Origin of the sequence: Cupriavidus sp. YAF13 (assembly GCF_052113425.1) — a bacterium.
In the GTDB taxonomy this organism is placed as follows: domain Bacteria; phylum Pseudomonadota; class Gammaproteobacteria; order Burkholderiales; family Burkholderiaceae; genus Cupriavidus.
In genome coordinates this window covers 134,581-149,582 of sequence record NZ_JBFRDD010000007.1, presented here as the reverse complement: position 1 = coordinate 149,582, position 15,002 = coordinate 134,581, and the positions used below count along the sequence as shown (strand labels likewise).

Here is a 15,002-nt window from a genome sequence, read left to right as displayed (position 1 = left end):
GGACAGGGCTTAGCCGGGGTGATACAAGCGTTGGCTCGCTTGCCGCGTGGCCGCCAGCGTAATGCCGGCAAACACGAAGCCAAGCGCGTTGGCCGTGAGTTGCCCGACTATCGGCCAGGAGGTCAGCCCGAAGATGGCAACGGTCCACATCAGGATGAGAAAAGCGCTGCCGGTGCGCCTGGCCACGCGCAATGCGCGCCACATGCCGTTGATGAAGATCAGCGCCTTGAGCAAGATGCTCAGATAGCCGACCAGGCCCATCTCGCCGATGACGCGGCCGGTCTCGGTTTCGCTGATCACGAACAGCAGGCCGGTCTGCAGGAAGTAGTTGGCCAGGTTGCTGCCAAGCCCGAGCCCGCTCCCAAGCAGGCTCTGCTCGGCCGAAATATCGTTAACACCGAAGAACATCGACTCCACCCGGTCGCCGAAGCTCTCCATCTGCGCCGCGGAACTGAAGCGCTCCAAGGTCGCGTCCACCGCCGAGCTGACGAACAGCACGATGACCACGCTCATGAGGATGGAAACAATGCCCCACGACACCGCCGCCCTGCGCCGTTTTCCCTTGCCGTAGCGCAAGCTTGCCAGCAGCGCGATGCCAAACACGATCGGCAACAGCAGGATGGCCGAACGCGACCCGCTGACCAGCGAGGCGATGAACAGACTGCCGATGACCGCAAGCGAATGCAGCTTGCCCCAGAGCCCCGGCTTCTGCTCGCCCAGTACGGCCTCCAGCGCGAAGGGGCTGACGATCGCCAGGAACAAGGTGTAGCCCAGCGTGAACGAGAAGGTGCCCGTGGTGCGCACCACGTCGGCCGTCACGCGGAAAACCGTATCCGGATCGCCCTCGATCTGACGATTGAGGAAACTCTCCGGCGGTTGAAAATGCTGCATCAGTGCCAGCGGAGCCATGATCAGCAGCATGGCAAGCGCGGCCTTGGAGATGGCTTGCAGGTCCTGCTCCTCGAGCAGCTCGGCCGCGGCGTAGGCAAACCACAGGTACAGCAGCCAGAAGCGCACGCCGATCAGGAAAATGGGCAGCGAGTTGATGCCCGCAGCAAGCTGCAGCAAGCCCCAGAAGCAAACAATGGCCGACCACCACAGCAGCATGCGCACGGTGCGCCGCGCCGGGGTAAAGCCTGAATAGCGCGCCGCGTGGTACAGCGCATACACCACCATCAGGTCGCGCAGCAGGATCAGCGGCATGGTGAGCGAATCCGAGACCCACTTGCGCGCGGCGCCCTCGAACACGGCAATCACGAAGACGGTGATGAAGATCCGCCCGAACACGGTGACGCGCGCCCGGCGGGCTGGCACGGCGGGTTTCGCGTAGGGAAGGGAATGGCTCAGCATAGCGCGCCTACCGTTTCGGCTGCACTCAGGCGGTACCTCGCCCAGGTGTACTTCTGCCCGGCGCTACGGGCATGGGCGCGCGCCCGCTCCAGCTGCGCGCGATCTATCGCCAGGGCCAGCATGCGTTGGTACAGCGCGTCCGCGCAAAGCGGCACCACCCACCCGGCCTGCGGGAATTCATCGATGATTTCTTTCGCACCGACCCGATCCGAGAGCAGCACCGGCGTGCCGCATGCCAGGGCCTCGGCTACCACCATGCCAAAGGAATCGAAGCGCGACGGCAGCACGAAGCAGTCGGCATCGGCAAATACCTGGAACAGCGCCGGCTGCGGCAACGCGCCAAGCTGAAGCACGCCCGGCGTGGCAGCGATGCGCCCGCCCAGCTCCGGCTCCACTAGCGCACCGGCAAGCACCAGCTCCGCCTCCGGCACCCGCTCCCGCACCCGCGCGAATGCGTCAAGCAGCAGGTCGATGCCTTTGCCCACGCGCACCGCCCCGGCGAACACAAAGCGCGGGCCGCCGGCGAGCCGCTGGCGGCGGACGCCGTCCGGCAGCGTTGCGCCAAGCAGGATCGGCTTGAGCTTGGCCGGGGGCACGCCGGCGTCGATGTAGGTACGCGCGGCAAACGCCGAGCAGGTGATGATGATGTCCGCCAGCGCGATCTCCGCATCTTTTTGCGCGTTGATCTGTGCAAGGTAGGTGCGGTCCTCGACCGGCACCATGGCTTCGGCCGCGCGATGATGCACGGAGGGTGCCTCCAGCACGCAGCGCGCGCCGATGCGCCGCGCCGCCTGGAAGGTCCGTAGCGCAGAGTTCTCGTAGGCGACCACCACATCCGGGCGCACCGCCTCCACCCGGGCGGCCACCCATTGGTCGAACAGATGGAAGATCCGGTGCGCGTAGGCCGACCCGGAGCGGCCGACATAGCGATTGAGTCCAAGCTTGAGCACACCGGGAAAAAACACCGGGTGCCGCCGCAGGGCCTTGGGGATGGCGACCTCGCGCACCTTGGCGCGATATCCGGCCGGCAGCCACCAGGGCGGCGCTTCGCCCGGGGCGCGCACCGGCACACCGGACCAGTATTGCTTGAGCATGTCGTGCTCATAAAGCGCCTGTGCCATCTGGTGCGAATGCTGCAGGCCGGGATGCGTGACGAGGGCTTTCATGCTTCGCTCCCCTGTGGGGGGCCATCGAGCCTCGCCCCCGCGGGCACGGCTTGCGCGGGCGGCCCGGCGCAGCGCGTGGGCCGGCCGGGCGGCTGCATGCGCAGCGTGCCCGCCAGGCGCACGCCCTGCACGAAACCACCCCAGCCACCCAGCAATTGCCCGGGCAGGCTGCGTGGACGCTTGAGCAGGCTGTGCGCCAGGAAGTAAGCGCCGGGGCAACTGCGCGACCCCACCAGCAGCTGGAACAGCACCAGCCGCAGGCGCATCGCCGGCGGTGCGTATGCCATCGAGATCGCCGTCATGTTGCAGGTCTCTTCGAAACAGCGCCTGCGCCCATAGCTCTGGCGCTCGTAGTTGTAGCGCGCGGCCGGATAGTGATCGACGATGGCGCCGGGATCGAGCACCAGGCGCCATCCTGCGTGGCGAAGCATCTGGCACATCCACGTCTCGTTGCCGGGCTGCGCGCCCTGCCCCTGCAGCCGCTCGTCAAAGCGCGCGGTGCCAAGCGCCGCCCGGCGCAGGATCCAGTTGCAGCCCTTGAGCGTTTCCACCGCGCGCGGCGCGCCGCACACCCGATGGGTCTCGCCGATGATCCTGCCCCAGCCGTCGCGATAGCCGGCCAGCGGCACATCCGGCACGGCCAGTGGCGCGCCATCGGCGCTGCGCACGACATCACGGCCGCCAGCGCCGCCCACCGCGGCATCGGCAAAGTGGGGCAGCAAGCGGGCCAGCCAGTCCGCGCGCGGCAGCGCGTCGTCGTCCAGGATCGCGAGCAGCTCGCCGGTTGCGTGCGGCAGGCCGGCATTCATGGCAGCCACCACGCCGGGCTCGGTCACCTTGACTACCCGCAACGCCGGATAGCGAGCCTGCGCCGTATTTGCCAGCCACGCCGCCGTGTCGGGATCGTCCGCGCCGCGGCAGACCACGATCAGTTGATCCGGCGCCGGCACGAGCGCGGTAGCGGCCCGCAGGCAGCGCTGGAGCATGTCCGGGCGCCGGTAGGTCGGGACCATCAGCGTAACGCTGGGCGCATCGCTCATTGCGTGCTTCCTCCATGGGGGGCAAGGCGCTCGTCGCTCGGCAGCAGGCGTCCGGCACGCACGGCCGCGGCGAGTTCGCAGACAATGGCCGCGGCCAGCCCCGACGACAGCCCGAGCTGGAACCACAGCACGCCATCGAGCGTGGTGAGATCGAGAAAGCGCGGCGCAGCCGCGCACCAGGCCAGCACCACCGGCACCTGCACGAAGGCAAAATGATTCAGGCCGCGGTTGGCCAGCAACTGCCAGGCGATGCCGACCACGCTGGCAACGCCCGCGCCAAGGCAGGCGATCATCAGTTCGGCGCCCAGCGAGGCGTAGTTCGGCCCCACCAGCCACAGCAGCAACCCCGGCCATGTCGCGGCAAGAAGCACCAGCGCGGCGGCAGGCAGGCAAGCCAGCGCCACCCAGCCGGCAAAGCGCCGCAGCACGCCGTCGCGCGCTTGCGCGAAGCGCGGAATCACATACGCGGCGACCACGGCGCCCACCGGCATCAGCAATTGCCCGATGCGCGACAGCGCGCCCAGCGAGGCCGTTTGCCCGACCGCGCCGTGATAGGCGACGATGGCAAACACCAGTTGCCCCTGGACGCAGTAGAACGCCTCCAGCGGCAATTGCCGCCGCATGATGCGGCCGATGTATTGGCTGTCTTCCGCCTTGCCCGCGCTGCCGGCGTGCGCCGCCAGTGGTATCTCACGCGCGATCCAGCGCCGCACAAACGGCACGCGCAGTCCCGCGAACAGCACGTTGACGAGGGTCGCGCCCAGCACGCCGAGCAGGCCCAGCGCGTAGAGCGCGGACGACAGCACCAGGCGGCCCACGGACAAGCCGGTATCCAGCGCCTGCAGCGCGGGCGCGCGGTTGGCAAACAGCAGCACCTGGTCCACGACGCGCGATTGCATGTCGAAGTACCAGGTCGTCAGCAACAGCGCCAGCAGCAACACGATCAGGAGCACGCCAGCATGGTTGCGATACAGCAGCCACGCGGCGATCGCCAGCACCACCGGCAATAGCCAGGCGGAGAGCTTCCAGCGCTGGCCCATGGCCGCGCAGGCCAGTTCCGCGGCACGCTCCCGGTCCGGCCAGGTCTTGCCCAGCAGCGCGTTCAGGCCAAGCTGGATGCCACCCTTGGTGACGATGGCGATGGCGCCCATGATGAGGCCGACCACGGTGTAGATGGCGTAGTCGCCCACCTCAAGCCAACGGGCCAGCAGCAGGCCGGTGACCGCGCCGATCCCCTGCGAAAGCACCGCATAGACGAGGAATCCGAGCAGCTTCATGGCGGTCCCGCTCCCCGCTCAATGACGCTGTGGCATGACGGCGCGAGCATGGCCTTGCCTCCTCTATCCCGCCGCCGCGTGGTGGACAGGCTGCGCAGCCTCGGTCGCGCCATGGAGGATGTCCAGCAGCCGCTGTGCGGCCTGTCCGGCATGAAAGCGCCGGGCAAAGGACTGCCGCGCGGCAATACGCATGCGCGCTTGCGCGGCGGGCTCGGCCTGCAGCCACTGCCGCAGGCAGGCGGCGGCGCCCTGCGCCGTGTCCGGGCCCACCAGCCCGGCGCCGTCGGCGACGATCTCGCGCCAGATGTTGACCTTGTCGGAGATCAGCACCGGCACGCCGCAGCCGAGCGCCTCGGCCACCGCCACGCCGAAATTCTCCTGGTGCGAAGGCAGGCAGAACACCTCGGCCGCATGAAACGCGCCCCACTTGAGCTCGCCCTTGAGCATGCCGGTCCAGCTCACGCGCGCGGACAGCCCATGCGCGGCAATGCGTTGCTCCAGCATCGCGCGCAACGCGGCGTCGTGCGGTCCGGCCAGCACCAGATGCAGCGCGGGATGCGCTGCGGCCACGCCTGCGAAGGCGTCGACCAGCAGGTCGCAACCCTTCTTCTCGTGGATCCGGCCAAGGAACAGCGCGATGCGCTTGCCGCGCACCTCCGGGAAGGCGCTAAGGAAGGCCTCACGCAACGGCGCGCTGTCCTGCGGTGGCTGCGCCGTGCCGTAGCTTGCCACCACCTCCCGGCACCGATATGGCCAGAACGCGCCGCTGGAGCGCTGCTTCTCTTCGCTGCACGTGAACAGCACGCCGCGCGCGTGGCGCAGGACCCAGTAGTCGCCGACCAGCCAGTAGAGACTCTTCTTCAGATGCTTGAGCGGATAGTGGTCGCGAAACCAGGGGTCCAGCATGCCGTGCGTAAACACAAAATACGGTACCCGCTTGCCACGCAGCGCCAGCCACACGGCCAGCGCGTGGAACTGCCACAGGCCTTCGACAATGACCGCATCGTACTCATCGCAATGCGCGCGCAACCAGGCCACCATGCGCCGGTTGAAGCCGTACTTGAGCGATGACGGCCCCAGCGCGATGACGTCGAGCTCGCTATCGCGCACGCAGGGCGCGTCGGGCGCGTCGCCGCAGCACACCTGCACCTGCACGCCACGCTCGCGTAGCGGCGCGCGCAGCTGGCGCACGCCCTCTATGGGGCCACCACCACCCGGATCGATCGACGAGATCACGTGCAAGATCTTCATTGCCGGGTTCCGGGGGCCGCCGGTGACGAGTCGCCGGACGCGGGCTTGCGCGCGATGAAATGAAACCAGTGCACGTCGCGCAGGTCCTGGCCTTCGCGCACCGGCTCGCCGTTCAGGTTGCCGAACACCACATCGGTGTGCAGCCCTAGCTCCGCGAGCGCGCGCTTTTGCGCGGCGAACTCGGTGTAGACGATCACGATGCCGAACTTGTGGGCGGCGCAAACCCGGATGGCATAGCCATCGAACTCGCGGTTCAGCCGCGAGTGCCGTAGATAGTTGAAGGTGGCAATCGGCAGGTTGCAGATCACCCGCGCGGTATCGATGCCAACCGCGATAGGGTTGGCCGACAGATGCGGAAGCCGCACGAAGCGCGAGAGATTCTCGCGATAGCTGGGCCCACGCATGTTGTGCGTGGAAAACAGCATCAGGCCGCCGGGCCGCAGCACACGCGCGAACTCGCGCAGGATGGCGACGCGCCCCGCGTAGTCGACCGCATCGATGCCGTTGAAGCTGAACATCACCAGCGCGAAGCTGCTGTCCGCAAAGCGCGACATGTTGCGCGCATCCATCTGCATCACCCGCACGCCGGGATGATTGCGCTGGCAGATCTCGACCATCTCGGGCATGTAGTCGACCGCCGTATAGTCGTCGCTCAGCGCGCGCAGCAGCGCCACGGTGCGCCCACCGCCCACGCCAACGTCGAGGATGGGCTGGCCCCGCACTTCGTCCGCCACCCGGGCGATCGCCGCGGCCTCGCCAGGGTCGGTCCAATCGCTGGCGGTGCCGAACCACCGGCGCGCGCCCCAGCTACGCCATGCGTGTTGATTGATGCGATCCTGCGCCGTGCCTGAAGCCATGACATCCTCGTGAAGATGAGCAACGTTGGACCAAAGCGCAGCCGTGCCGCTGGCATGCAATGCCGGGCGGATGACCGTTCTGCCTGCAGTGAGGATGCCGGGGCGGAATTCGGGTTTCTGTACGTTGCCACACACGGGTCGGCACGCCGGGAACAGGCAAGACCGGCGTGCGCCGCGAGGTATGCGGGGCCTTGCTCAGGCGCGGCGGCGGGGTACCGCCAGCATCGCTTTCCTGCAGCGCAAGGGGGGCATCCGGCACCGCGGGCATGCTCGCGTGCCGGCTGGCGCTCTCCCCTCATCCTGATGGCTGAGATGGCTCTCATCCGTTTGTCGCGCGGCGCTCGCCCAAGGCTCATGCCGGAGGCGCAAGAGGGTCGCGGACTCCACCTCGGCGCGCGTTTCAAGATTGATTCGCCACGCGGGCGCGCCACCCGGAAAAGCCGTAAATGCGCTAGCAACACCCCTTTCTGTTGCAGCTGTGAAACTATATTGGCCAATAACTGTTTCAGTCCTGAAACATAATCCCGGCAATTATCCATCACCCATTCGGGTAACCCGCCATGCGGCCACTACCAAGGCTTTCCGGATGATGAGAACAAACCTCTCCAACCCAATTAGAGCGCCGCCAAAGCAACTTGATTTCGTGCAGATCAGACCATAATATGACCTTAATTCGTTTTAAGACGAATGGCATTTTGGGGTGGGTTCAGGGGGTCAGCCTTCCGGCTCGCGGTCAGTTCCCGGCAATAAGAACGGGCGCTCCGGCTTGGCGGTGGTACGGGGATAAATTGGGGCGGCGCGCGTGGAGCACCACGAGGGTCGCGCAGGTCATTATTCCGCTGCGTTCAACCTGTTTCCTACCGCAATCATACGGGGGGAATAACAACATGAACGCACTGCTCATCGAGGGTCACCCATTGCTGCGTCTCGGGTTGCTGCAAATGCTCGAGCGCATCCATGGCGTCGACCACGTCATCACCGTCGACCCGGCCGACGTCGCCCTGCTGGAAGGCAATCATTGCGACCTGCTCGTGTTCGGCATGCCGGCCGACACCGACGCCGGATGGCAACTGCTCAACAAGGTGCGCTCCGTGCTCTCGGCCGATCGCTTGCTGCTGCTCGCCGAGATGATCCCGCTGCAGATTCCCGCGCTCGCCATGGCGCAAGGGATCTGCGGCTGCCTGCCGAAATCCGCTTCGCTGGCGGTGCTGGAAGCCGGCATCCGCCTGGCCATGGTCGGCGGGCAATACGTGCGCGGCCAGAACAACCGCCAGGCCGGCGCGTCAAGCAGCGGATCGCCGGGCCTCTCGGCCGGCAACTATCCTGTAGGTGGACGCATTCCCGTGCTGGCGCCGCTGGCTGACAGCGCGCAATGCAACTCCGCCGGCATGCGCATCCAGGCCGCGCCATCCTCGCGCGAGTCCCTGGCTGCTATGTCTCGCCAGAGCGCTGTCCCGGCCGACGCCGGTAGCACCGCCGGGCACAGCGAGACCGCGTACGACGAAGCCGAGATGCTGCAGATCACCCCGAGGCAATATGAGGTCCTGGTGCTGCTGGCGCGCGGACATCCCATCAAGACTGTGAGCCGCATGCTCAATATCTCGGTGGCGACCGTCAAGAGCCATGCCTGCACCCTGTACCAGCGGCTCAAGGTGCGCAACAAGGGCGAGGCGGTCTACGCGGCGCTCCAACGCGGCGCGTCGCTGGAATGGGTCAGCGGCGACGAGGCCGCGCCGCGCACGGCGGCGCGCACCGCGCCGTCTGCCGGCACCAGGCCGGTACGCACGGTTGCGGAGTACGGCACGGGCGTTTCCGCCGCGATGCGCTGAGGCGCGCTTGCGACGCAACCAACCGGCGGCGGCAGGCGCAAGCCTGCCGCCGTTGTCTTTTCTCCGGGCCGCAGGGCACGCTCTCCAGCATCCGTCGTGTGTCTTCGCCCCGCCCAAGGGCAGGCCCGGTTCGTTCGCCCTGGCGCCTCGCGCACGCTGGTTCCGGCATCGCAGTGCAATGTGTGACAGCGCACCGATTGGCCCCCTCACGCCTCCTAGGATGGCAGCATCGGGGGACTGTCGCAGCGGTTGCGATGTCCCTGTCGCCCAATGCAGGAGGCTGCCGTGAACAAGATCACCGACCATGACGGGCAACACAGGAAGACGCAACGCCAAGGCCGGCCGCTGGCATGCCTTGCCATGCTATGCGCGACCCTGATGCTCGCCGCCTGCGCAAGCTCCCCAGGCATGCACTTCGACCCCAAGGCGCCCGTCGGCGCGGTCGGACCCGATGCCATGCCCAACATCACGCCGATCACGCTGGAGGTGGTGCGCAACCAGCGCACCATGGCGCAGCGCGAGGTCGAGAAGCTGGACGAACTCTACGGCAAGCCGCAGCCCTATCTGATCGGCCCGGGCGACATCGTCTCGGTGGTGGTATGGGATCACCCGGAACTGGTCTTCCCCAACCAGACCTACAGCATCGGCGCCGCGTATGAAATCCCCGCGGTGGGTGGCGGCTCCAATGTGCCCGGCTATGTGGTGAGCGCGCAGGGCGATATCCAGTTTCCCTACGCTGGCGTGATGAAGGTCGCCGGCAGGACGGCGAACGACGTGCGCGACCAGATCGCGAAGGTGCTCTCGCGCGTGGTGCGTGATCCCCAGATGACGGTGCGCGTGCTCGCGTTCCGCAGCCAGCGCATCTATGTCGATGGCGAAGTGCGCACGCCTGGCATGCAACCGATCGACGACGCGCCGATGACGCTGATCGAGGCGCTTAACCGCGCTGGCGGCGTGCTCAACCTGACAGGCGACAACAGCCGCATCCGCATCACGCGCGGCGAGCGCAGCTGGCACGTCAACATCCCCGCACTGCTCGCGCGCGGCATCGATCCCTCGCGCATCATGCTCAAGAACGGCGACATCGTGCGCGTGGAACAGCGCGAGGACAGCAAGATCTTCGTCACCGGCGAGGTGGTGCGCCCCACCAGCTTGCTGATGCGCAATGGCCGCATGACGCTGAATGAGGCCATTGGCGACGCTGGCGGCGTGAACCCGAACACCGCCAACGCAGAGCAGATCTTCGTGATCCGCAAGGCGGCGGACGGCGAACCCAAGGTGTATCACCTCGACGGCACATCGCCCGTGGCCCTGGCCATTGCCGAAGGCTTCGAACTCGAGGCAAAGGACGTGGTGTATGTCGACGCGCGCGAACTGGTGCGCTGGAGCCGCGTGGTCAACCTGCTGCTGCCATCGACGAGCGGTGCGTTCAGCGCCGCCAGCGTGGTCAAGTAAGCGAGGCCGCGATGATCCGCTCAATCCTGGTTGTGTGCATTGGCAATACCTGCCGCAGCCCCATGGCGCAGGGCCTGCTGCGCCACGCGCTGCCCGGCTGCACGGTGAGTTCCGCCGGGCTGGCCCCGCTGGAGGGCGCCGCCGCCGATCCGCACACGGTGCGCCTGCTCGAGGAGGACGGCCTCGATCTCTCAGGGCACCGCGCGCGCACCTTGGACGGGGACATGATCAACGGCGCCGACCTGGTGCTGGTGATGGACACGGAACAAAGAGAAGCGCTTGAGCGCCAGTATCCGCAGGCACGCGGCAAGGTCTACCGCCTTTGCGAATTCATGCACGCCGACGTGCCCGATCCCTATGGCTGTTCGCAGAATATGTTCAGGATCGTGCTGGGGCTGATCAAGCAAGGGGTCGATTCATGGTCGGTGCGCATTCGCGCCATTGCACAGGATCAATGTCACGGGGAGGTCGCATGAACACGTTCAATCCAAACGAGGCATTGCCGGGGGGATGCACTCAGCGGGAAAAACCGGTTGACCTGACCGGCTATCTCGACGTGCTGATGCGCTATCGCTGGACCTTCATCCTGATCGCGGGCACGGTCTTCGCCCTGGGCGCGACCTACGCGTTCTTCACCAAGTCCGTCTACCGTACCGATATCGTGGTGCAAGTGGAGGACACGGGGAGCAGCGCCAACACAAAGCTCGCGGGCAGCGTGGCGCCGGTCTTCGACGTCAAGCCGGCCGCCGCCGCGGAGATCGAGCTGCTGCAATCGCGCATGGTGGTGGGCAAGGCAGTGGAAAGCCTGAAGCTGTTCATCGATGCCAGGCCGAGCTACTTTCCGCTGATCGGCCAGGCGCTGGCACGCTACAACCCTGGCCTGTCGGAACCCGGCCTCTTCGGCTGGGGCGGCTTCGTCTGGGGCGACGAGCGCATTACGGTAGACCGCCTCGACATGCCGACGCGGCTGGAAGGCACCAGGATGACGGTGACGGCCCTTGACGGCAAACGGTACCGGCTGAAAGTCAAGGGCGAGCAGGCCATGGCAACGGGCACCGTCGGCCAGCCGCTGGTCGTGCCAACCTCACGCGGCAACGTCGAGATCCTCATTACGGAACTGGAAGGCAACCCTGGCGCCACCTTCAACGTGACGCGGCTGCCTCGGGCCATTGCCATCGCGCGGCTGCAGCAATCCCTGCAGATTGCCGAGCGCGGCAAGTCGAGCGGAGTGATCGGCGTCACCCTTGAAGGCCCGGACCCGGACCTGATCGCGGCAACGCTCAACGAGATCGGCAGCGAGTATGTCGACCAGAACGTGCGCCGCAGGGCGGAGGAAGCCGAGAAATCCCTGGCCTTCCTCGACCAGCAGCTGCCGCAGGTCAAGCAGCAGGTCGAAACCGCCGAGACGCGCTACAACGCGCTGCGCAACCAGCGCGGCACGATCGACCTGACCGAAGAGTCGAAGCTGATCCTCTCGCAGTCCGTGCAGATCCAGACGCGCCTGCAGGAGCTGCGCGCGAAACGCCAGGAACTGGTGACGCGCTTTACCGGCAACCATCCCAGCATCGGCATCATCGATGAGCAGATCGGCAGCCTGAATGGCGCGCTCGCCGGCGTGACCACGCGTATCCAGAAACTGCCCGAAGTGGAGCAAAACGTGTTGCGCCTGCTGCGCGATGTCAAGGTCAGCACCGAGCTTTACCAATCGCTGCTCAATGACGCCCAGCAGCTCAAGCTGACCAAGGCCAGCAAGGTGGGGACCGCGCGCATGGTCGATCCGGCCGAAGTGCCCTTGCAGCCCGTGCGGCCCAACCGGTCGCTGCTGGTGATATTCGCGGCCATGCTTGGCACCGTGGGCGCGCTGATCGTCGTGGGCCTGCGCCACATGCTGGACGGCGGCGTCGCCGAGGCCGACGATATCGAGAACCTGACAGGGTTCACGGTGTACTCCACCATCCCGTTCAGCCCGGAACAGTCGCGCCTGGTCACGCAGGGCAACCCGAACGCCGCGCTGCTGGCCTGCCAGATGCCTGACGATCCCGCCATGGAGAGCTTGCGCAGCTTCCGCACCGCCTTGCAGTTCTCGCTGCTTGGCAACCGCCATCCGGTGGTGCTGGTGACGGGCCCGGCGCCCGGTGTCGGAAAGTCCTTCATCTGCGCCAACTTCGCCGCGGTGCTCGCCGCCGGCGGCAAGCGTGTGATGCTGATCGACGCCGACCTGCGGCGGGGCAGCCTGAACCGGCGCTTCGACACCGACCGCGGCCCCGGCCTGACCGATCTGCTGCAGGGCGCGCCGGTGGAACCCGCCGTGCGCAGGCAGGTTGTGCCCGGGCTGGATTTCATTCCCACTGGGACGCTGCCCGAGCATCCCGCGGACCTGCTGCTGAGTCCCGCTATGGACGCGTTGCTCAACGCGCTAAAGGCGAACTACGACATCGTGCTGATCGACACGCCGCCAGTGCTGGCCGCCTCGGATACCGGAATCCTCGCTACCAAGGCGGATGCGGTCTTCATGGTGGCCCGGGCGGACTCCACTACCGTGGATGAACTGGAAGCCGCGGGCAGGGCCATCAGGCAGGTGGGCGGGGAAGTCAAGGGCGTGCTGTTCAACGGGTTGAATGTGCAAGGGCGGTGGTATCGGGCGCATTACAACTTCGGGAAGTACCGGTATCTGAACTATCGGTACCAGGACGTGGATACGGTGCAGAGCCGGTAGGGCTGCCCCGCGCAGCGCGCAATCGAAGGCGCCGGGATCCGGCGCCTCTTCTTTCGTCGTTGCACGGGGGCCACGAGGGCTCGCCGCCCGCGCTCAGGCGCTCGCCGTGCCCGACACCGCTTCCGCCAGCGCGCCGGAGCTGTCCTCGTCCGCCTCGCTCACCTCGCCCGGCTCGCCACGCGCCAGCTGCGCCTCGACGTAGCGCACCAGATGCGCCGCCAGCGCGGCGCGGCTGTCAGCAAGAAACAGCGAATGATCGAACGTGGGCAGGGTGCGCACGCGGATGTTGCCCAGGCCCTGCAGCGCTTCGAGGTTGCCGCCAAAGCGGTCCTTGGCTTCTTCCAGCCCGATATCGCTCATGCCGTAGAGGAAATCCGTCCGCACGCCGCGCCGGTCGAGCTCCCGCATGGCCGCCCGCGCGAAGCCGGTCACGGTGGTGGTGTCGTCGCTGCCGCGCCAGCGCGCCACGACGGCTGCGCCGCGTTGCAGCGCGCGCCGCGTGCATCGGCGTGCGAAGCCGGACAGGATCGGCCAGACCTTGACCTGGCCGCGCCACAGCCGCCGCCAGTTCTGCGCGCGGCGCACGGCCGCCACGTAGCCTCGCATGGACTGCACCCGTTCGTTCACCGCGGCGGTGTCGGCATCGTCCCAGCGGAATTTCGCCAGGTTGGCAAGGACCAGGCCGTTGACCGCCGGATTGCGCAGCGCCACATGCAAGCTGATGAACGCGCCCGAGCAAACCCCGGCCATGACGATGCGCTGGTACCCCTGCGCGCGCAGCCAGTCGACGGCGGCACTGGCATCGTCGCAGGCGCTCTGCGCGTAGACCGCGGGAATGCTCATCTGGCGAGCCGGGGCCGGACTATCGCCCAGCGTGGAGAGATCGAGGCGCAATGCGGTGACGCCGTGCCGGGCCAGCTCGCGCGACAGGCTCACGAAGACCCGCCCGTCGCCCACATGATGGTTGCCGCCGGTATTGGGAAAGAGCACCGCGACATCGCTCGCGCCGCGCCGCGCGGGCTGGCAAAGAATGCCGAACTGGCGCCCGCGGTCCAGCCATACCCGTTGCTCGCGCACGCCGTCCACCTCGCACTCCAGCGCAAGGCTCTCATGGCCCGGCGCAGGCCGGCCGGGCGCGGCGCCGCGGCGCCCGGCGGCGATGGCCGGGCGCACCCAGGCCAGCACCTCTTGCCAGGCGCTCTCAGGCACCTGCGCGTACTCGGCGGCTTGCATCATGCCGGGATACTCGCCAAAGGTGCCCAGCGTGACTTCAGCCCCCGAGCCGCGATAAAGCGTACCCATTTCTGCGACGGGGGAGGTGGCGCCCGGCCAGGCGTCGAGCAGCAGCACGCGCGGCGCGGGGCAGCCTTTGCGGCGGGTCAGGCGCAGGCCTTCGAGCGCCGTCACGGTGTCGGGCTGGAAGCGATAGGCCAGCACGTCGAGCGACCCGTCGGTGGGCGGCGTGAGCTCGATGTCGGGGATGACGTTGTTGACCCAGCTAGTGTGCAACGCGCGCAGCTCGCGCAGATAGGCGCGCCCGCTCACCACCGGCGCCAGCAAGACCAGGCCGGCCACGGCACCGGGCTCGCGCGCGGCCAGTGCCTCGGCGGCGAGCACGGCCAGCGTGGCCCCCAGGCGCAGGCCGCACAGCACGACCCGGCTCACCGCGGCCTGCTCGCGCAGCGTGGTTACCGCGGCCAGGATGCCATGCACACACCAGGCAATGTGCTCGGCATCCGCATCGGTACCGGCGGAGTCACCGGTGCCGGGATAGTCGAAACGCAGCACAGGCAAGCCCGCGGCGGCGAGGTCTGTGGCCAGGTGGCGAAACGCCCGGTGGGACCACATCGCCTCGTGGCCGTGCGGGTTGCACAGCACCACGCCCGTGGTGCCTGGCGCCTCGTGCAGCCAGCCGGCACAGCCCTCGAACAAGACCGGTTTCATGACCTCTCCCAGCGAAAAATGAGGCATTGGCCCCAGGCATTGGCGCACGCAGAAACGGGTACGCTTTGCCTGCTGATGTTGTTAGTTCGTGTTCGTGCGCCATGCCCGCCGGCGGCT

11 protein-coding genes are annotated in these 15,002 nt (G+C 67.4%); 4 read left to right on the top strand and 7 right to left on the bottom strand.

Annotated elements, in window-relative coordinates:
• Positions 1-9: 9 nt before the first annotated feature.
• The 6 genes from AB4061_RS08270 to AB4061_RS08245 all read right to left on the bottom strand — a co-directional run bounded on the left by AB4061_RS08270 (position 10) and on the right by AB4061_RS08245 (position 6,941).
• Positions 10-1,350, bottom strand: coding sequence for a hypothetical protein (locus tag AB4061_RS08270; RefSeq protein ID WP_441632616.1), 1,341 nt, complete (start codon positions 1,348-1,350; stop codon positions 10-12).
• Complete coding sequence (locus AB4061_RS08265; RefSeq protein WP_441632614.1) at positions 1,344-2,516, bottom strand: glycosyltransferase family 4 protein; 1,173 nt, start codon at positions 2,514-2,516, stop codon at positions 1,344-1,346. Before AB4061_RS08265 ends, AB4061_RS08270 begins: the two co-directional genes overlap by 7 nt.
• Positions 2,513-3,556: a glycosyltransferase family 2 protein gene (locus tag AB4061_RS08260; protein WP_441632612.1), complete on the bottom strand. Its 1,044-nt coding sequence runs from the start codon at positions 3,554-3,556 to the stop codon at positions 2,513-2,515. The genes AB4061_RS08265 and AB4061_RS08260 overlap by 4 nt, the downstream gene beginning before the upstream one ends.
• A complete protein-coding gene (locus AB4061_RS08255) occupies positions 3,553-4,833 on the bottom strand; it encodes a hypothetical protein (protein ID WP_441632610.1) in 1,281 nt (426 codons plus the stop codon). The genes AB4061_RS08260 and AB4061_RS08255 overlap by 4 nt, the downstream gene beginning before the upstream one ends.
• Before the next feature lie 63 nt (positions 4,834-4,896).
• Complete coding sequence (locus AB4061_RS08250) at positions 4,897-6,084, bottom strand: glycosyltransferase (RefSeq protein ID WP_441632608.1); 1,188 nt, start codon at positions 6,082-6,084, stop codon at positions 4,897-4,899.
• A complete protein-coding gene (locus tag AB4061_RS08245; RefSeq protein ID WP_441632607.1) occupies positions 6,081-6,941 on the bottom strand; it encodes a class I SAM-dependent methyltransferase in 861 nt (286 codons plus the stop codon). The genes AB4061_RS08250 and AB4061_RS08245 overlap by 4 nt, the downstream gene beginning before the upstream one ends.
• An 887-nt stretch (positions 6,942-7,828) precedes the next feature.
• Between AB4061_RS08245 and AB4061_RS08240 the strand changes: the two genes are divergently transcribed.
• The 4 genes from AB4061_RS08240 to AB4061_RS08225 all read left to right on the top strand — a co-directional run bounded on the left by AB4061_RS08240 (position 7,829) and on the right by AB4061_RS08225 (position 12,941).
• A complete protein-coding gene (locus AB4061_RS08240; RefSeq protein ID WP_441632606.1) occupies positions 7,829-8,770 on the top strand; it encodes a response regulator transcription factor in 942 nt (313 codons plus the stop codon).
• Positions 8,771-9,130: 360 nt separating this feature from the next.
• Entirely contained in the window at positions 9,131-10,225 is a 1,095-nt protein-coding gene (locus tag AB4061_RS08235) for a polysaccharide biosynthesis/export family protein (protein WP_441632853.1), read from the top strand.
• 11 nt (positions 10,226-10,236) lie between these two features.
• Entirely contained in the window at positions 10,237-10,701 is a 465-nt protein-coding gene (locus AB4061_RS08230) for an arsenate reductase/protein-tyrosine-phosphatase family protein (RefSeq protein WP_441632605.1), read from the top strand.
• Entirely contained in the window at positions 10,698-12,941 is a 2,244-nt protein-coding gene (locus AB4061_RS08225) for a polysaccharide biosynthesis tyrosine autokinase (RefSeq protein ID WP_441632603.1), read from the top strand. The genes AB4061_RS08230 and AB4061_RS08225 overlap by 4 nt, the downstream gene beginning before the upstream one ends.
• 93 nt (positions 12,942-13,034) lie before the next feature.
• Here the strand turns inward: AB4061_RS08225 and AB4061_RS08220 are convergent, their stop codons facing one another.
• Positions 13,035-14,885, bottom strand: coding sequence for an alpha/beta fold hydrolase (locus AB4061_RS08220; RefSeq protein ID WP_441632602.1), 1,851 nt, complete (start codon positions 14,883-14,885; stop codon positions 13,035-13,037).
• Positions 14,886-15,002 lie beyond the last annotated feature (117 nt).

What these genes read in the sequence shown, in the direction of transcription:
- AB4061_RS08220 (WP_441632602.1), bottom strand. Translation starts at nt 14,885, where the DNA reads ATGAAACCGGTCTTGTTCGAGGGCTGTGCCGGCTGGCTGCACGAGGCG.
- AB4061_RS08235 (WP_441632853.1), top strand. Translation starts at nt 9,131, where the DNA reads ATGCTATGCGCGACCCTGATGCTCGCCGCCTGCGCAAGCTCCCCAGGC.
- AB4061_RS08225 (WP_441632603.1), top strand. Translation starts at nt 10,698, where the DNA reads ATGAACACGTTCAATCCAAACGAGGCATTGCCGGGGGGATGCACTCAG.
- AB4061_RS08250 (WP_441632608.1), bottom strand. Translation starts at nt 6,084, where the DNA reads ATGAAGATCTTGCACGTGATCTCGTCGATCGATCCGGGTGGTGGTGGC.
- AB4061_RS08270 (WP_441632616.1), bottom strand. Translation starts at nt 1,350, where the DNA reads ATGCTGAGCCATTCCCTTCCCTACGCGAAACCCGCCGTGCCAGCCCGC.
- AB4061_RS08230 (WP_441632605.1), top strand. Translation starts at nt 10,237, where the DNA reads ATGATCCGCTCAATCCTGGTTGTGTGCATTGGCAATACCTGCCGCAGC.
- AB4061_RS08265 (WP_441632614.1), bottom strand. Translation starts at nt 2,516, where the DNA reads ATGAAAGCCCTCGTCACGCATCCCGGCCTGCAGCATTCGCACCAGATG.
- AB4061_RS08245 (WP_441632607.1), bottom strand. Translation starts at nt 6,941, where the DNA reads ATGGCTTCAGGCACGGCGCAGGATCGCATCAATCAACACGCATGGCGT.
- AB4061_RS08240 (WP_441632606.1), top strand. Translation starts at nt 7,829, where the DNA reads ATGAACGCACTGCTCATCGAGGGTCACCCATTGCTGCGTCTCGGGTTG.
- AB4061_RS08260 (WP_441632612.1), bottom strand. Translation starts at nt 3,556, where the DNA reads ATGAGCGATGCGCCCAGCGTTACGCTGATGGTCCCGACCTACCGGCGC.
- AB4061_RS08255 (WP_441632610.1), bottom strand. Translation starts at nt 4,833, where the DNA reads ATGAAGCTGCTCGGATTCCTCGTCTATGCGGTGCTTTCGCAGGGGATC.